The 18,467-nt window shown below is 61.6% G+C and carries 12 protein-coding genes; 7 read left to right on the top strand and 5 right to left on the bottom strand.

All coding sequences use genetic code 11. The features are described from left to right. Window positions 1-104: 104 nt before the first annotated feature. The 4 genes from KGB24_RS07385 to KGB24_RS07400 all read right to left on the bottom strand — a co-directional run bounded on the left by KGB24_RS07385 (window position 105) and on the right by KGB24_RS07400 (window position 6,110). Complete coding sequence (locus tag KGB24_RS07385) at window positions 105-821, bottom strand: MgtC/SapB family protein (protein WP_008032341.1); 717 nt, start codon at window positions 819-821, stop codon at window positions 105-107. Between the two features lie 128 nt (window positions 822-949). Then, window positions 950-3,652 (bottom strand): magnesium-translocating P-type ATPase, encoded by a 2,703-nt coding sequence (mgtA, locus tag KGB24_RS07390; protein ID WP_223414210.1) that lies wholly within the window; start codon window positions 3,650-3,652, stop codon window positions 950-952. A 491-nt stretch (window positions 3,653-4,143) separates the two neighbouring features. Further along, window positions 4,144-5,481 (bottom strand): lysine N(6)-hydroxylase/L-ornithine N(5)-oxygenase family protein, encoded by a 1,338-nt coding sequence (locus KGB24_RS07395; protein ID WP_223414209.1) that lies wholly within the window; start codon window positions 5,479-5,481, stop codon window positions 4,144-4,146. Between the two features lie 149 nt (window positions 5,482-5,630). Further along, window positions 5,631-6,110 carry a sigma-70 family RNA polymerase sigma factor gene (locus KGB24_RS07400; protein ID WP_008032335.1) on the bottom strand — a complete coding sequence of 160 codons (480 nt, stop codon included), beginning with the start codon at window positions 6,108-6,110 and terminating at the stop codon, window positions 5,631-5,633. 427 nt (window positions 6,111-6,537) lie between these two features. Here KGB24_RS07400 and KGB24_RS07405 point away from each other — a divergent pair, with 427 nt between their 5' ends. From KGB24_RS07405 to KGB24_RS07415, 3 genes are read left to right on the top strand one after another with little or no spacing between them, the layout of a single operon-like run. Beyond that, the gene (locus KGB24_RS07405; RefSeq protein ID WP_223414208.1) at window positions 6,538-7,710 is read left to right on the top strand and encodes an efflux RND transporter periplasmic adaptor subunit; all 1,173 of its coding nucleotides are present in this window, start codon (window positions 6,538-6,540) and stop codon (window positions 7,708-7,710) included. Continuing rightward, window positions 7,711-9,684 carry a MacB family efflux pump subunit gene (locus KGB24_RS07410; protein ID WP_223414207.1) on the top strand — a complete coding sequence of 658 codons (1,974 nt, stop codon included), beginning with the start codon at window positions 7,711-7,713 and terminating at the stop codon, window positions 9,682-9,684. It begins immediately after the preceding gene. 7 nt (window positions 9,685-9,691) lie between these two features. Then, entirely contained in the window at window positions 9,692-11,086 is a 1,395-nt protein-coding gene (locus KGB24_RS07415) for an efflux transporter outer membrane subunit (protein WP_223414206.1), read from the top strand. Between the two features lie 140 nt (window positions 11,087-11,226). Here the strand turns inward: KGB24_RS07415 and KGB24_RS07420 are convergent, their stop codons facing one another. Then, window positions 11,227-12,855 carry a PvdJ/PvdD/PvdP-like protein gene (locus tag KGB24_RS07420; RefSeq protein ID WP_223414205.1) on the bottom strand — a complete coding sequence of 543 codons (1,629 nt, stop codon included), beginning with the start codon at window positions 12,853-12,855 and terminating at the stop codon, window positions 11,227-11,229. 245 nt (window positions 12,856-13,100) lie between these two features. Here KGB24_RS07420 and pvdM point away from each other — a divergent pair, with 245 nt between their 5' ends. The 4 genes from pvdM to KGB24_RS07440 all read left to right on the top strand — a co-directional run bounded on the left by pvdM (window position 13,101) and on the right by KGB24_RS07440 (window position 18,448). After that, window positions 13,101-14,450 (top strand): pyoverdine-tailoring dipeptidase-like protein PvdM, encoded by a 1,350-nt coding sequence (gene pvdM, locus KGB24_RS07425; protein WP_008032325.1) that lies wholly within the window; start codon window positions 13,101-13,103, stop codon window positions 14,448-14,450. Between the two features lie 28 nt (window positions 14,451-14,478). After that, a complete protein-coding gene (locus tag KGB24_RS07430) occupies window positions 14,479-15,759 on the top strand; it encodes an aminotransferase class V-fold PLP-dependent enzyme (protein WP_223414204.1) in 1,281 nt (426 codons plus the stop codon). Between the two features lie 29 nt (window positions 15,760-15,788). Continuing rightward, window positions 15,789-16,694: a formylglycine-generating enzyme family protein gene (locus tag KGB24_RS07435; protein WP_223414203.1), complete on the top strand. Its 906-nt coding sequence runs from the start codon at window positions 15,789-15,791 to the stop codon at window positions 16,692-16,694. A 104-nt stretch (window positions 16,695-16,798) separates the two neighbouring features. Next, window positions 16,799-18,448: a cyclic peptide export ABC transporter gene (locus tag KGB24_RS07440; RefSeq protein ID WP_223414202.1), complete on the top strand. Its 1,650-nt coding sequence runs from the start codon at window positions 16,799-16,801 to the stop codon at window positions 18,446-18,448. Window positions 18,449-18,467: the final 19 nt, after the last annotated feature.

Genomic DNA, 18,467 nt, shown 5'->3' on the forward strand with positions numbered 1-18,467 from the left:
TTCAGATTCGTGAGGCCGCAAGGCTACGGAAGAGCCAACGAGCTTTCTGTAGGACTATTCCTAAAACCCGAGACATTTATTCCGTTGCCAGAGGGGATTCAACGCTATTCCGTCGTACTCGGACTCCAGAATGCCTGCACCACCAGCGTCGATGTCGAAATCCGGGCCACCAGCGCGTCCAGTTCGTCGCCGTCCACAGACGTCGTCGCGAGGGTCGCCTCCACCTCGATTTCATCCGCGCCGAACGCGTGCACATCCACATCGCTCGCCGGGTAATTGCTGCGCTCAAGTTCCGCTTCCAGTAGCGCCAGCACGGCTTTTTGTTGGGAACGGCGGGCGATCACGTAAACGATGTTGGTGACTTCAGCCGAAATCACATCCAGCGGCTGACGGTTGATGTTGTTGACGATCGGCCGCAGCAAGGTATTGGCCGCCAGTACGAACAGCGTACCGAGCAAGGCCTCCAGGACCAGATCGGCCCCCGCGCAGGCACCGACCGCCGCCGAGGCCCAAAGCGTTGCCGCAGTGTTGAGGCCACGCACGTTGCCCTCTTCGCGCATGATCACCCCGGCACCAAGGAAGCCGATGCCGGAGACAACGTAGGCGACCACCCGCACTGCGCCTTCGGCCCCGCCGAGGCGGTTGGCCATGTCGACGAAAATCGCCGCCCCCACCGCGACCAGCACGTTGGTGCGCAGGCCGGCGGTGCGTTGGCGGTATTGGCGCTCGAAGCCGATCAGGCCACCGAGGATGAAGGCCGCGCTGAGGCTGACCAGGGTGTCGACCAGGGAGGTCAGGTTGATGTTGTTGAGTGCTTGCATGATGAATCCTTTGAAAAACACACGATCCCTGTAGGAGTGAGCCTGCTCGCGATGACGGTGGTACATCCAACATTAAAGTGGCTGATCTACCGCTATCGCGAGCAGGCTCACTCCTACATCTGGCAGCATTACTGCCAGCCAAACCGGCGGATGTAGAAGCCCTTCACCGCCTGGGTGAGCGCCATGTACGCCAGCAGAATCACCGGCAAAAACACAAAGTACAGCGACGGCAGCGCCTGCAATTTGAAGTAGTGCGCCAAGGGTCCCATCGGCAGGAAGATCCCCACGGCCATGATGATTCCGGTCATCACCAGCAGCGGCATGGCGGCACGGCTTTGCAGGAACGGAATCTTCGGCGTGCGAATCATGTGCACGATCAGCGTCTGGGTCAGCAGCCCGACCACGAACCAGCCGGACTGGAACAGGGTCTGGTGGTCCGGGGTATTGGCGTCGAACACGTACCACATCAAGGCAAACGTGGTGATGTCGAAGATCGAACTGATCGGGCCGAAGAACAGCATGAAACGCCCGACATCCGCCGGTTGCCAGCGTTGCGGTTGCTTGAGCATTTCTTCATCGACGTTATCGAACGGAATGGCGATCTGCGAAATGTCATAGAGCAGGTTCTGCACCAGCAGGTGCATCGGCAGCATAGGCAGGAACGGGATGAACGCGCTGGCCACCAGCACCGAGAACACGTTGCCGAAGTTCGAACTTGCGGTCATCTTGATGTACTTGAGCATGTTGGCGAAGGTCCGCCGCCCTTCCAGCACGCCCTCCTCCAGGACCATCAGGCTTTTCTCCAGCAGGATGATGTCCGCCGCTTCCTTGGCGATGTCCACGGCGCTGTCCACCGAAATACCGATGTCGGCGGTGCGTAGCGCAGGGGCGTCGTTGATGCCATCGCCCATGAAACCGACCACATGGCCGTTGCCCTTGAGCAGACGGACGATGCGTTCCTTGTGCGACGGCGTCAGTTTGGCGAAGACGTTGGTGGTCTCCACGGCCACCGCCAGTTCGGCGTCGGTCATGCGCTCGATGTCGTTGCCCATCAACAGGCCTTGCTGCTCCAGGCCGACTTCGCGGCAGATCTTCGCGGTCACCAGTTCGTTATCGCCGGTCAGCACTTTCACTGCCACGCCATGCGCGGCCAGCGCTTTCAAGGCCGGCGCAGTGCTTTCCTTCGGTGGATCGAGAAACGCCACGTAGCCGATCAGCGTCAGTGCCTGCTCATCCGCCAGGCTGTAAGTGTCGCGCCCCTCGATCATTGGCCGCGCGGCAACCGCCACCACCCGCAGCCCTTCGGCATTGAACGAGGCGGTGACCTGACGAATCCGCGCCAGCAGTTCATCGCTCAGTGCTTCATCGCGTTCGCCGTGACGCACCCGCGTGCACACCGCCAGCACCTCTTCCACCGCACCTTTGCAGATCAACAGATGCGGTTGACCGCGCTCGGCAACCACCACCGACATACGCCGCCGGGTAAAGTCGAACGGGATCTCGTCGACTTTGTGAAACGCCGTGCCGACTTTCAGCTCACGGTGGATTTCGACGTGTTCGAGCACCGCCACGTCCAGCAGGTTTTTCAGGCCGGTCTGGTAGTAGCTGTTGAGGTAGGCCATTTCCAGCACATCGTCGGAGTCGTTGCCCCAGACGTCGACGTTGCGCGCCAGAAAGATTTTGTCCTGGGTCAGAGTGCCGGTCTTGTCCGTGCACAGCACGTCCATGGCGCCGAAGTTCTGAATCGCGTCGAGGCGCTTGACGATGACTTTTTTGCGCGACAGGAACACCGCACCTTTTGCCAGCGTCGAGGTGACGATCATCGGCAGCATTTCCGGGGTCAGGCCCACGGCAATCGACAGTGCGAACAGCAGCGCTTCGGTCCAGTCGCCTTTGGTGAACCCATTGATGAACAGCACCAGCGGCGCCATCACGAACATGAAGCGGATCAGCAACCAGCTGACTTTGTTGACCCCGGTCTGGAACGACGTCGGCGCGCGATCGGTGGCACCGACCCGCTGGGCCAGCGCGCCAAAATAGGTGCTGTTGCCCGTGGTCAGAATCACCGCGATCGCCGTGCCGGACACGACGTTGGTGCCCATGAACAGGATGTTGTCCAGATCCAGCGGATTGCTGGTGTCGCTGTCCTGCTGGTGGCGGAATTTTTCCACCGGCATCGATTCGCCGGTCATCGCCGCCTGGCTGACGAACAGGTCCTTGGCGCTGAGCACCCGGCAATCGGCGGGAATCATGTCGCCGGCCGAGAGCACGATCAGATCGCCCGGCACCAGCTGTTTGATGGGGACTTCGGTGCGCAGGGCATCACGACGCATCACCGTGGCGGTGTTGCTGACCATCGCCTTGAGCGCGTCGGCTGCCTGGTTGGATTTGGTTTCCTGCCAGAAGCGCAGCAAGGTCGAGAGCACCACCATCGAGAAAATCACGATGGCGGCCTTCATGTCCTCGGTCAGCCACGAGATGACCGCGAGCAATGTCAGCAGCAGGTTGAACGGGTTTTTGTAGCAGTGCCACAGGTGAGTCCACCACGGCAGCGGTTGCTCGTGCTCGACTTCGTTGAGGCCGAATTGCACGCGCAGTGCATCGGCTTCGGCTTCGCTCAGGCCGTCGGTGTGGCTACCGAGGTTGTGCAACAGTTGGCCGGTGTCGCTGTTGGCGGCGCTCACCAGGGTTTGCGCCAAAGTGGGCGGCACCTCGCGGCTGACCGTGGTGTCGGTGAAGGTTTCCAGCAGCGCCAGGCGACGGAAGTGTCGGGCGATGTGACGGGTGCGCAGGAATCCGGCAAAGAATTCTTTGAGCAGGTTCAGGTTCATGGCAGTTCCCCCAGGGTCAGCCGGGAAACCTTCCAGCAGGCGTGTCGGTGCACCGCGATGACGACAAAAAGTCGAACATCACGCACGGTTCAGCGTCGATGAGAGGACGTCGGGACACGGACCAGGACTGGCCGCGATCGGGATGCCGCTGCTCGCTATCAGGCGAGACAACGGCACAAAAAGTTGCGCGTTATCTTGCCGGGTTGTTGCCGGTTATCGAAACCGGCCGACTACTGTCACTCGAACAAGTACCCACTGTGGGTCTCCGCTATTGATGAAAACGCGCGAAGCTTACGCCCCGATTTGTGGAGAGTAAACGATGCATTGGCAAGTCGTCGGGGAATTGCCGGGATCTTCAGGAAGGGTTCAGGATTCGGCATTTTTGGTGTCTTTGAGGACGCCATCGCCGGCAAGCCGGCTCCTACAGGGGAATGCGATCAACTGTAGGAGCCGGCTTGCCGGCGATGGCGGCGTGACAGACGCCGAATACCTTAACTGGCAGTCGCGAGCAGCAGATCCACCACCGAACGGCCATGCCCACGATGCTTGCCATGCTCATACAAAGACCCGGCAATCTCATCCGCGCGAATCGGCAGGATCGACAACAGGGTGTCGCTCAAACCATGGCTCGCCTGGCAGAAGCCCTGCATGTAGATGCCGGCCTTGCAGCGTTCGTCGGTGATCAGCTTGTAGTTGCGGTCCACCTCGAAATCACCAAGGTATTGCTCCAGCGGTGCCAGCAGTTTGCGGTGCATCTGACGCTCATAACCGGTGGCCAAAACCACGGCATCGTAGTGACGCACCGTGACTTCACCGGTGGCGTTGTTACGCACTGCCAGTTCGATGCCGCGCTCGGTGGCGGTGGCTTTTTCAATGGTGGTCAGGGTACGGAACGCATGACGGGCGATGCCCGAGACTTTCTGGCGATAGAAGATCCCGTAGATGCGTTCGATCAGGTCAATGTCCACCACCGAATAGTTGGTGTTGTGGTACTCGTTGACCAGACGCTCGCGCTCGCTGCTCGCCTGCTGGAACACCAGGTCGGTGAATTCCGGCGAGAACACTTCGTTGACGAACGGGCTGTCGTCCGCCGGCTTCAGCGCCGAGCCGCGCAGGATCATGTCGACCTGCACCGACGGGAAGCTGTCATTCAAATCGATGAAGGCTTCTGCCGCGCTCTGCCCGCCACCGATGATCGCGATGCTCATCGGTTGATTGTTCACGCACGGCTGCTTGGCCATCTGCGCCAGGTACTGCGAATGATGGAACACCCGACCATCATCCTTCAGCGCCTTGAACGCTTCGGGAATGCGCGGTGTACCACCGGCGCTGACCACCACCGAGCGGGCGGTGCGCACGTGTTGCTGGCCTTGGGTATCGCGGGAGATCACGCGCAACGCTTCGACCTGCTGGTTGTGCAGCACCGGCTCGATGGTCAGCACCTCTTCGCCGTAACGGCTCTGCTCGGCGAATTGCCCGGCGACCCAGCACAGGTAGTCGTTGTATTCCATGCGGCACGGATAGAAGGTGCCGAGGTTGATGAAATCCACCAGACGACCATGGTGCTTGAGGTAGTTGACGAAGGAATACGGACTGGTCGGATTGCGCAGGGTCACCAGGTCCTTGAGGAAGGAAATCTGCAGCTCGCTCTGGGTCACCAGGGTGTTGCCGTGCCAGCGATAGTCCGCCTGCTTGTCGAGAAACAGTACATCCAGCTCGCCCTGGGTCGGCCCGCGCTCTTGCAGTGCGATGGCCAGCGCCAGGTTCGAAGGGCCGAAACCGACGCCGATCAGGTCGTGAACGATGGGCGATGCAATTGCCTGTGTCATTTCCAGTGTCCTCTGGATGAACCCCTCAACAGTGGGGCGTAAGCCTAAGTGACCTGACCAGCCTTGAGCAGGACAGCAGGTCGTCTGTTGATAGGGAACGAGGACAATGAAACAAAATTTAATATTGTTTTTTTACCCAGCGGAGAAGATCAGTGGGCATCCCACTGGCGCATCCGCACGCGGCAATGCTTCATCGCGTTGACGATGTGCTTCTCGACCAGCGCCCGGGAAATCCCCAGACGTTCGGCGATTTCCGGGTGCGACAGGCCATCGATCTTGCGCAGCAGGAAACTCTCGCGGCACAGCCGTGGCAATTCCGCCAGGGCACGCTGGAGCATTTCCAGGCGTTGGCCGTGGTCGAGGCTGTTGTGCGGGGACGGGGTGAAATAGCGTTCTTCGTTGTCGAGCACTTCCAGCGATTCGACCTGACGCAAGGCATTGCGCCGATGGTCGTCGATCACCAGATTGAGCGCGGTGCGATAAAGGAATGCCCGGGGCTGCTCGATCGGCGTGTCGCTGGAACGTTCCAGAACCCGCACATAAGCGTCATGCACCACATCTTCGGCCACCTGACGGTTGCCCAGCTTGGCGTTGAGGAAACACACCAGCTCGCGATAGTAGTTTTCCAACCATGACTCCCGGCCGCAGGGGTGCGGTTTCTTTCCTTGAGCCACCGCAACGACCGCCGAAATGGGCAGTGGCACGATAGTGGCAGTTCGAGGTGCGTAATTTATAGTAATTCTCATATAGATTTAAAGTATTGCTTCATCTTGCCCGACAAATAGTCGCGAACCTGTAGGAGCGAGCCTGCTCGCGAAGGACTTGAGAGCAACGCGTTTAGTCAGGAAGAAGCGCGTTATCGTTAACGTCCTTCGCGAGCAAGCTCGCTCCTACAAGGTGATTGTGTCGGCTTGTGTCCGTGCCTAAATTCCTCGGTTCTTTCCTCGTATAAAGGACAGCTCCCCGTCTCTGTCGGCTTCCCGACAGCGTTCAACTGTTGCCGGATTTTGTGCGCAGGCTGAGCGACGGGCCGATATCCATTGGCCGGAACCCTGCATGAAACGTCCCCGACACACCCGACGCGCCCTGCTTGTAGCACTTTGTCTGATCCCCGTTATCGCCGTGGCTGCCTGGCAGGTCATCCCGCCCGGCCGGGACAAATTCGCCACCGTACAAGTCAGTCGGGGTGACATCGAAAGCAGTGTCACGGCGCTGGGCACCCTGCAACCTCGACGCTACGTGGACGTCGGTGCGCAGGCGTCCGGGCAGATCCAGAAGATCCATGTGGAAGTCGGTGACGTGATCAAGGAAGGCCAGTTGCTGGTGGAAATCGATCCGTCCACGCAACAGGCCAAACTCGACGCCGGGCGTTTTTCCGTCGAAAACCTCAAGGCGCAACTCGAGGAACAACGGGCACAGCACGAGCTGGCCCGGCAAAAGTTCCAGCGCCAGCAGAGCCTCAAGGCCGGCGGCGCCACCCGCGAAGAAGATGTGCAAACTGCCCAGGCTGAACTGCGCGCCACCCAGGCACGCATCGACATGTTCCAGGCGCAGATCCGCCAGGCCCAGGCCAGCCTGCGCAGCGATCAAGCCGAACTCGGTTACACGCGCATTTACGCGCCGATGTCCGGCACCGTGGTCGCACTCGACGCCCGGGTCGGCCAGACCCTCAACGCGCAACAGCAAACACCGTTGATTCTGCGCATCGCCAAGTTGTCGCCGATGACGGTCTGGGCCGAAGTCTCGGAAGCCGACATCGGTCACGTCAAACCCGGCATGACGGCCTGGTTCACCACCCTCAGCGGTGGCAAGCGGCGCTGGAGCAGCACCGTGCGGCAAATCCTGCCGGTGCCGCCCAAGCCTCTGGACCAGACCAGCCAGGGCGGTGGCAGCCCGACCAGTTCGAGCAAAAGTGGCAGCGCTCGCGTGGTGCTGTACACCGTGCTGCTCGACGTCGATAACGCCGACAACGCGCTGATGGCGGAAATGACCACACAAGTGTTCTTCGTGTCCGACCAGGCGAAAGACGTGCTCACCGCGCCCATTGCTGCGCTGCAAGGCGGCACGCAACCGAACATCCAGACCGCGCAGGTCGTCGCCAAAAACGGCCGCATCGAGCAACGCGATGTTCGCACCGGCATCAGCGACCGCCTGCGGGTGCAGATCCTCGACGGCTTGCAGGAAGGCGATCACCTGTTGATCGGCCCGGTCGACGGGAGTGGCGGCTGAATGCAGACGCCCCTGATCGACCTGCAGGACATCCGCAAATCCTACGGCGGCGGCGATTCACCGCAAGTCCACGTGCTGCGCGGCATCGACCTGTCGATCCACGCCGGGGAATTCGTGGCGATTGTTGGCGCGTCCGGTTCCGGCAAGTCGACGCTGATGAACATCCTCGGTTGCCTCGACCGCCCGACGTCCGGCGAATACCGCTTCGCCGGGGAGAACGTCGCCGGGCTCGACAGCGATGAACTGGCCTGGCTGCGCCGCGAAGCCTTCGGTTTTGTGTTCCAGGGCTATCACCTGATTCCGTCCGGTTCGGCCCAGGAAAACGTCGAGATGCCGGCGATCTACGCAGGCACCCCGGCCGCCGAACGCCATGCCCGCGCTGCCGCCCTGCTCGACCGCCTCGGCCTCGCCTCACGCACCGGCAACCGCCCGCACCAACTCTCCGGCGGCCAGCAACAACGCGTATCCATCGCCCGCGCCTTGATGAACGGCGGCCACATCATCCTCGCCGACGAACCCACCGGCGCCCTCGACAGCCACAGCGGCGCCGAGGTGATGACGTTGCTGGATGAACTGGCGAGCCAGGGCCACGTGGTGATCCTTATCACCCACGACCGCGAAGTCGCGGCCCGGGCCAAACGCATCATCGAAATCCGCGACGGGCTGATCATCAGCGACAGCGCCCACGACAACCCTGACGTACAAACCTCGGCCAACCCCGGCGCCCTGCAAGCCGTGGATTTGCGCAAGCGCCTGAGCGAAGGCGCGGAGGCCACCGGTGCCTGGAAAGGCGAACTGGTGGACGCCGTACACGCGGCCTGGCGGGTGATGTGGATCAACAAGTTTCGCACCGCGCTGACCCTGCTCGGGATCATCATCGGCGTCGCGTCGGTGGTGGTGATGCTGGCCGTCGGCGAAGGCAGCAAGCGCCAGGTGATGGCACAGATGGGCGCGTTCGGCTCGAACATCATTTACCTCAGCGGCTCGGCACCGAACCCGCGAACACCGCTGGGCATCATCACCCTCGATGACGTCGCGGCGGTCGGCAGCCTGCCGCAGGTGACGCGCATCATGCCGGTCAACGGCCAGGAGGCCGGGGTGCGCTTCGGCAACCTCGACCACTTGAGCTACGTCGGCGGCAACGACACCAACTTCCCGGCGATCTTCAATTGGCCGGTGGTGGAAGGCAGTTACTTCACCCAGGACGATGAACGCAACGCGGCGGCCGTCGCAGTGATCGGGCACAAGGTACGGACCAAATTGCTCAAGGACGTGGCCAACCCCATCGGCCAGTACATCCTGATCGAAAACGTGCCCTTCCAGGTAGTCGGCGTGCTCGCGGAAAAAGGTGCCAGCTCCGGTGACAGCGACAGCGACGACCGCATTGCCATCCCCTATTCCGCCGCGAGTGTGCGGCTGTTCGGCACCCACAACCCCGAATACGTGGCCATCGCGGCGGCCGATGCACGCAAGGTCAAAGAGACGGAAACCGCCATCGAGCAGTTGATGTTGCGCCTGCACGACGGCAAAAAGGATTTCGAACTGACCAACAACGCGGCGATGATTCAGGCCGAAGCGCGCACGCAAAACACCCTGTCGCTGATGCTCGGTTCTATTGCCGCGATTTCGCTGTTGGTGGGCGGGATTGGCGTGATGAACATCATGCTCATGACCGTGCGCGAACGCACCCGCGAGATCGGCATCCGCATGGCCACCGGCGCCCGTCAGCGCGACATCCTGCGGCAGTTCCTCACCGAAGCGGTGATGCTCTCGGTGGTCGGCGGCCTCGCCGGCATTGCCCTGGCGCTGATCGTCGGCGGCGTGCTGATTCTCAGCGAAGTGGCCGTCGCGTTCTCTTTGATAGCGGTACTCGGTGCCTTCGGCTGCGCCCTGGTCACCGGTGTTGTCTTCGGCTTCATGCCGGCCCGCAAAGCTGCCCGGCTCGACCCGGTCACGGCCCTTACCAGTGAATGATCGATCTATGAAAGCGCCACTCAGCCTGTTGACCCTCTGCGTGTTGCTCAGCGCGTGCGCCAACCCGGACCCGCGCCCGGACAGCGGCCTGCAGCCGCCGCCCACCTGGCACTCGGCACACCATGAAAACGCCTTGATGCAGAACACCCAGTGGTGGACGCACTTTGGCAGCCCGCAACTCGATCAACTGATTGAACAGGCCCGCGTCGGCAGTTATGACCTGGCGGCCGCACTGGCCCGGGTTCGCCATGCCCAGGCCACCACCGTGATCGCCGGCGGTTCGCTGTTGCCGGAAGTGAAAGCCGCCGGGAACGCCAACCGCCAGAAGCTGATGCGCGGCAACGGCTACAGCCAACTGGACGCCGACGACAGCAACAAGGCGGTGGATTACTTCGACGCCAGCCTCAGCGCCAGTTATGAAATCGATTTCTGGGGCGGCCAGCGCGCCTCCCGCGACAGTGCGCAATTCGGCCTGCGAGCCAGTGAGTTCGATCGCGATACGGTTGAGTTGACGCTGCTCAGTGCGGTCGCCAGCACCTACGCGCAAGCGTTGTCATTGCAGGAACAGCACCGTATCGCGCAGCTCAATCTGGCGAACGCACAAAAGGTTTTGAACCTGGTACAAACCCGCTTCGACTCAGGCTCTGCCACGGCACTGGAACTGGCCCAGCAAAAAAGCCTGGTGGCCGCGCAACAACGGCAGTTGCCGCTGGTGCAGCAACAAGCCGAAGAAGCGCGGATCACCCTCGCCGCCCTCCTCGGCCGTCCGGTTCAGGAACTGAAGCTCGACGATCAGCGCTTCGACCAGCTCAGTTGGCCGGTCATCGGTGCGGGCGTGCCCAGCGAGTTGCTCAACCGTCGCCCGGACATCGCTCGCGCCGAAGCGCAGCTGGCGGCCGCACGCGCCGATGTGACCGTGGCCCGGGCGAAAATGCTGCCCACCGTGACATTGAGTGCCCAGATCGGTTCTGGCGCCGACACCTTCAGCGATGTGCTGCGCAGCCCGTTCTACAACCTCACCGCCGGATTGGTCGCGCCGATTTTCAACAACGGTCGCCTGAGCGCCGAACGTGATAAAGCCACGGCGCGCCAGGAAGAACTGCTGGAAACCTACCGTGGCGCGATCATCAACGGCTTTGCCGACGTGGAAAAAGCCCTGACCGGCATTCGCGGACTGGACGCCCAGCGCCAATGGCAAAGTGAAGAATTGAATCAGGCGCAAACGGCTTTCGACATTGCGCAAAGCCGCTATCAGGCCGGGGCCGAGGATTTGCTGACGGTGCTGGAGACGCAACGCACGCTGTATGCCGCGCAGGATTTGAATGTGCAGCTGCGGTTGGCGAGGTTGCAGGCGAGTGTTGCGTTGTACAAGGCGCTTGGGGGTGGGTGGCAGGTTTTGTAATTTGCAGCGATCTCAGAATGGCCATCGCGAGCAGGCTCGCTCCCACATTGGATCTATGGCGAACACATTATGTGTGAACACCCGAGATCAACTGTGGGAGCGAGCCTGCTCGCGATTGAACGATAACGCGGTACGCCTGATTAACTGGTCATCGGTTTAGCCTTCAGATTCCGCGCATACCAAGGCCGTTGCGGCACCTTGCGGAACAGGTCTTCCAACTTCTTCTCGTCTTCACCAAAGGTAATCCGCAGCGCCAGTTTCATGGTTTCCGGGTCCATTTCCACCGACTTGCCCGCCTGCAACCCCGGCGTGGTGTTGCAGCCGTGGGTGCTCGGGCCAAGCCACGGATCGTCGATCTCGACCCAGCGACCGGGCGCAAACCACGGCACACCATTGACCTCCAGCCGACGGACTTCCCCCGGATGAAAGCGCTCGTGCGCACGGAACCAGTCTTCGAGGCGGTCATCGATCCAGCCATGAAAATGCCAGAACACCGGGTTCACATGGGAGGAAAACGGGTCGCCAAGAAAGTCGTTTTCCGCCGCGAACCAACGGGCGGAAAAATCTGCGGTATCCCGGGCGAACGGCACAGGCTGGCCGTTGGACGGATCGCGGGGCACCGACGCCCAGCGCATGTGCAGCCAGTCATGCAGCCCGAGTTCGACCTCGGAACCGAACTGCCCCAAGGTCAATTTCGACAAGTAACGCGGGTCACGGTATCGCGACTCCCAGACCTGAAAATTGCTGTGATAGGTCTCAGCGGTCTTGAGATCGGCCACCCATTGCGAGTATTCGTCATCGTCTTCGGCGCGCCAGGCCGGCGGCAAAGCGGTGCCGTCGTGGTTGTCGAAGTAACGGGCAAAGGCCTGGCGATCACGCACCAGTTCCGGTTGCGGCAACGGAAACTGCTGCCACGACGGCAAGTCTTGCAGGGAGCGCGCGGTACCGAGCATGTGCCGGTGCATGAAAAAAAAGTCGATGCCCGAGCCATTGCGGTCCTTGCGCGGCCCGCGCGCATCGCGCTCCTTGTCCCGAAGCCCCGGCTGCCAGCCGATGCCGCGCAAGGCGTTGCGCTTGTCTTCGGACAAGGTGTGCCATTTGTCGCGGGAGGCGTGCCAGAGCTGATGGAACAAGCGGTGCTCGGGCGAAATCAGCCACGCCAGCAACGCCGGGCCCAGGCCCGTGCGCTCACGCGCTTCAGGGAACACCTGTTTGACCGCGACGAAACGGTTGTCCTGGGCGGTCAGGGACAACGGACGATCCAGGCGCAGTACACGCCCACTCAAAGTGCCGCTGCCGGCATTGCCGAATGCGGCCCAGACTTCGTCCAGCTTGAAGGTGAATTCGTAGTCCGGCGTCCCGGTCGGGGATCGGGAATCGATCAGGCGCCAGCTCAGCTCTTTGTTATCTACACCCGTCAGATCGCCGAGGACGCGATAGCGCGGTGGCGGTGCGGCACGCAGCGCTTCGAAAGTATCGAGAAAACCGTTGAGCCCACGGCCCTTGTGACCGACGTCGAGCAGCAGTTGCAAGCCCTCGCGAGGCAAGCCGTCGAGCCCCGCGTCACGCCCCTCGAAGCGAATGTCCCAGATGCCCTGCAAGGTGTTGGCCAAACGCTGACCAGCCACATCCGCGACGTCGAATGACGCTTCGCCGGGGGTAATGGTCGGGTCCGGTTTTGTCAGTTCGCGATGCCCGTAATACGCCGCAGGCAGGGCGGCACCGGTCAGTGCCAGACCCGCCAGGAACCATCGTCGAGAAATCGTCATTGCCCTACCTGTGTCAGCCATGGAGCAGGCTTTATCCAAGCTAGAACGTTTGTTGCCCCGACAAATTTAGAAGCTTCGCGGGCAAGCCTCGCTCCTACAGGGGTTGTGCGTTGACCTGTAGGAGCGAGGCTTGCCCGCGAAGGGGCCCTCAGCCTCACTAAATTTCCCACTCGGCCACTCGTTCCCCCCAGATAGCAAAGGCCCCCGCGCCTGCACCCTCGACGGCGAACCTGACTGAGATGGCAATGACAAAACCTCGTTCGAAAAAGGCTCTTTTCATTGGCCTGCCCCTGGCGCTGGCCATCGCTGGCGCGGCAGGGTTTGCGGCCTGGGATTACTGGTTCAACGACAACCCCGGCTACCCGGTCGCGGTGATGAAACAGGCCGATGAACTGCAAGAACGCATCCTCTCGTTTGACAGCCACATCACCGTGCCCATGGATTTCGGCACCGCCGAAAACGAGGCCGACAAGGACGGCAGCGGCCAGTTCGACCTGGTCAAGACAGCGCGGGGTCGCCTGTCCGGCGCGGCGCTGACCATTTTCGGCTGGCCCGAAATCTGGAACGGCGACAACGCCCCGCACCGCCCGACCGCCGGATTCATCGACGAAGCCCGTCACGAGCAGGAGACTCGCTACAAAATCATCACCACCCTGGTGCGCGACTTCCCCAATCAGGTGGCCATTGCCTACACCCCGGACGATTTCCGACGCCTGCACGGCGAGGGCAAGTTCGCCGTGTTCATCAGCATGCTCAACGCCTACCCGCTGGGCAACGACGTCAACGCCCTGGATAAGTGGGCCGCGCGCGGAATGCGCATGTTCGGTTTCAGTTACGTGGGCAACAACGCCTGGGCCGATTCGTCCCGGCCGCTGCCGTTTTTCAATGATTCCCGTGATGCGCTGGGCGGCCTGTCAGAGCTGGGCAAGCAAGCGGTGCATCGCCTGAACGACCTCGGGGTCATCATCGATGTGTCGCAAATGTCGACCAAGGCCCTGGAACAAGTCAGCCAATTGAGCCGCGCACCGATGGTCGCCTCGCACTCGGCGCCACGGGCGCTGGTGGACATCCCGCGCAACCTCAGCGACAGCGAAATGCAGCTGATCAAGAACAGCGGCGGCGTGGTGCAGATCGTCGGCTTCCCGACCTACATCAAGCCGCTGAGCCAGGGCACCCAGGACAAACTCAACGCCCTGCGTGCGCGTTTCGACCTGCAACCGCTGCAAGGCCTGGAGATGGCGCTGATGCCGGGCGACCCGGTGATCACCGTGTGGTCGGAACAGCGTTTCGGCGAATACGCCAGTCAGCTCTACGGCATTGTCGATGAAGAACCCAAGGCCACCCTCAAGGATTACGGCGACGCCATCGACTACGCCGTGAAAAAAATCGGCATCGATCACGTCGGCATCAGCTCCGACTTCAACGACGGTGGCGGCCTGAACGGCTGGAAAGACGTCAGCGAGGCACGCAACGTGACCGCCGAACTGATCAGCCGCGGTTACAGCGAGGCCGACATCGCCAAGCTCTGGGGCGGCAATTTCCTGCGCGTCTGGGATCAGGTGCAGAAGTCCTCCAGACCCGTCGCCAAACACTGACATTCACTTTGCCAAGCGAACCGAATTCATGACCAACCGTCGTACATTCCTCAAGCAGGCCGGCATTGTCGCGGCCGCCATTCCCCTGGGTTCAGCGGTCAGCCTGCCGGCACTGGCCGCCACGCCGGCACCGCTGCCCAAAGACAAATGGGCGCAGTTTCGCCAGCTGTTCAATCAGGATCCCGATTACCTGCATTTCGCCAATTTCCTGGTGACCTCACACCCGCGTCCCGTGCGCGAAGCCATCGAGATGCACCGCGCCAACCTCGACCGCAACCCGGGCCTGGCGATGGACTGGCATCGCGGCGAAACCGAACGCCGGGAAGAAGACGTGCGCGAGTGGGCCGGCCGTTACCTGAAAGCCAAGCCCTCGCAGATCGCCCTGACCGGCAGCACCACCGAAGGCCTGGCGATGATTTACGCCGGCCTTCACGTGCGCCCGGACCAGGAAATCCTGACCAGCGAACATGAGCACTACGCCGCCAACAGCGTGTTTGAGTTCCGCACGCAAAAGGACGGTACGAAGGTTCGCAAAATCAAATTGTTCGAAGACCCGCACAAGGTCTCGAGCGAAGAAATACTGGCCTCGATTGCCCGCAACATTCGCCCCGAGACCCGCGTGCTCGGCATGACCTGGGTGCATTCCGGCAGCGGTGTGAAGCTGCCCATCGGCGAAATCGGCAAACTGGTCGCCGAGAAAAACCGCGACCGTGAGGAAAAGGATCGCATCCTTTATGTGGTCGATGGCGTCCACGGCTTCGGCGTGGAAAACCTCGATTTCCCGGACATGCATTGCGACTACTTCATTGCCGGCACCCACAAATGGATGTTCGGCCCACGGGGCACCGGGATCATCTGCGCGCGCTCCGATGACATGAAGGACCTCACGCCGACCATCCCGACGTTCTCCGAAGCGACCACGTTTTCGACCGTGATGACCTACGGCGGCTATCACTCGTTTGAACACCGCTGGGCACTGACCGAAGCCTTCAAGTTGCATCTGGACCTGGGCAAGGCCGAGGTTCAGGCGCGCATCCATGAAATCAACAGCTACCTGAAAGAGCGCTTGCAGGAGCATCCGTCGGTGGAGCTTGTCACGCCGTTGTCGCCCGAGTATTCCGCCGGCTTCACGTTCTTCCGGATCAAGAACCGCGACTGCGAAGAAGTCGCCAATTTCCTGATGGACCAGCGCGTGGTCTGCGATGCCGTGGACCGCGATGTCGGCCCGATCATTCGCCTGTCGCCGGGTCTGCTCAACACCGAGGCGCACATCGACCGCGTCATGACGTTGTTGGCCAGCAAGCTCTGAAACACCGATTTCCTTTAGCGAGAATGCATATGAAAAACATCCTGCACAGACTCGGGTTGTCGCTCCCAAAACTCGGGGCACTGACAATCCTGGCATTGCTCGGCACCGCGCTGCCCGGCGCCGCCCAGGCCACCACCGCACCGCTGCCGGGCAAGGTGTTCAAGGATTGCCGCAACTGCCCGGAAATGGTGGTGCTGCCCGCCGGCACTTTCACCATGGGCACGCCGGAAGGTGAAGTCGGTCGCGAACCCGATGAAGGCCCGATGCACGAAGTGACGTTCGACAAGCCGTTCGCCATGAGCCGTTACCAGATCACCGCCGGCGAATGGGACCAGTACCTGAAAGAAACCGGGATCACCATTCCCGACGGCGATACCCGCCCCGGCCGCGAGTGCATCAACAGCAAACCGCGTTATCCACAAAGCCCGCGTCAGCCGGCGGTGTGCATGAACTTTGCCGAGGTCAGCGCGTATGTCGCGTGGCTGTCCCTCAAGACCGGCCAGCACTACCACATCGTCAGCGAGGCCCAGCGCGAATACGCCGCCCGTGCCGGTTCAACGGGGCCGTTCCCGTTCCCGTTCGATGAAGGCACCGAGTACAGCATCGCCACCCATGCCAATACTTACGGGCCAACCGACGGCTACAGCTACACCTCCCCGGCCGGCAGCTACCCGCCGAACGCCTTCGGCATGTACGACATGCACGGCAACGTCTACGAGTGGATCGCCGACTGCGAGCACAGCGATTACGTAGGCGCCCCCACCGACGGCAGCGCCTGGGTCGAACCCAACTGCGAAGCCTTGCAGATTCGCGGCAATGACTGGGGCGAAGCGCCGGTGTTCTCGCGTTCCGGCAACCGCAACAACATCTACCCGCAAACCCGTGGCGACTGGATCGGTTTCCGCGTCGTGCGCGATCTGCCGTCCAAAGGCTGACACCCCTTCCCCCTGACCGCCGCCAGTCGGCGGCCGTCTAAATTAAACGCCTGGCCACACGTTCTTCTGGGTATCTGCCTCAAGACCCAAGGAACCCTTTCCTCATGACCCAGCCTACGCGCGGTGCAATTCATGAATTGTTCACCCTCCTGAAACCGTTCCGGCTGGTGGTCAGCCTGTCGATCATTCTGGGCATGGTGGGCGGTCTGAGCGTGACGGTGCTGCTGGCCACGATCAACAATGCCCTGCATTCGGAAAGCGGCCTGACCCAAGGCGTGGTCGCACTGTTCGGCAGCCTTTGCCTGTTGGCGCTGACGAGTTCGATCTGCTCGGACATCGGCACCAATTACGTCGGCCAGCACATCATCGCCAAGCTGCGCAAAGAGCTGGGGGAAAAGGTGCTGTCGGCACCCATCGAACAGATCGAACGCTATCGCAGCCACCGACTGATCCCGGTGCTGACCCATGACGTCGACACCATCAGCGACTTCGCGTTTGCCTTCGCGCCGCTGGCCATTTCCCTGACCGTGACCCTAGGCTGCATGGGCTACCTGGCCCTGTTGTCGTGGCCGATGTTCCTGATGATGGTGCTGGCAATCGCCATCGGCACCGGCATCCAGTTTTACGCACAAGGCAAGGGTATCAAGGGCTTCATGGCCGCCCGTGACGCCGAAGACGAATTGCAAAAGCACTACAACGCCATCGCCGGCGGCGCCAAGGAACTGCGCATTCACCGTCCGCGCCGCCAGCGCATGTTCACCTCGGGCATTCAGGGCACGGCAGACTTCATCTGCAACACCCAGGTGCGTTCGATCAATACCTTCGTGATCGCCAAGACGCTGGGGTCGATGCTGTTCTTCGTGGTCATCGGCCTGGCGCTGGCCCTGCAATCGTTCTGGCCCAGCGCCGACAAGTCGGTGATGAGTGGCTTCGTCCTGGTGCTGCTGTACATGAAAGGCCCCATCGAGCATCTGGTCGGCACCTTGCCGGTGGTCAGCCGGGCGCGGATTGCCTTCCGCCGCATCGCCGAACTGTCGAGCCGGTTTTCCTCGCCCGAGCCGCACTTGCTGCTCAACGACACCGGCAAAAAACCGGCCGTGGTCAACAGCTTGCAACTGGACAACGTCAGCTATGCCTTCCCGGCCGCACCGGGCAGCGAAGCGTTCCGCCTGGGGCCGGTGAACCTGACCATCGAACAGGGCGACATCATTTTCATCGTCGGCGAAAACGGCTGCGGCAAGACCACGCTGATCAAGTTGTTGCTGGGACTTTATGCGCCGCAACAAGGTGCAATCCTGCTCAACGGCGAAGGTGTCGATGCGCAGAACCGTGACGACTACCGCCAACTGTTCACCACGATTTTTGCCGACTACTACCTGTTCGATGACGTGGTGCAGGGCGATCAGCACATTCCCGAAGACGCCAACAAATACCTGCAACGCCTGGAAATCGCGCACAAGGTCAGCGTCAAGGACGGCAGTTTCACCACCACCGACCTGTCCACCGGCCAGCGTAAACGCCTGGCACTGGTCAATGCCTGGCTGGAAGAACGCCCGGTGCTGGTGTTTGACGAATGGGCGGCCGACCAGGACCCGACCTTCCGCCGGATCTTCTACACCGAGCTGCTTCCGGACCTGAAGCGCCTTGGCAAAACCATCATCGTCATCTCCCACGACGACCGCTATTTCGACATGGCCGATCAACTGGTGCGCATGGAATCGGGCCGTGTGGTGACGGAACGGGCGACCGCCTGAGCTCCATTGAATCCCAATA

Origin of the sequence: Pseudomonas sp. BF-RE-25 (genome assembly GCF_019956105.1) — a bacterium.
GTDB classification, from domain to species: Bacteria; Pseudomonadota; Gammaproteobacteria; order Pseudomonadales; family Pseudomonadaceae; genus Aquipseudomonas; species Aquipseudomonas migulae.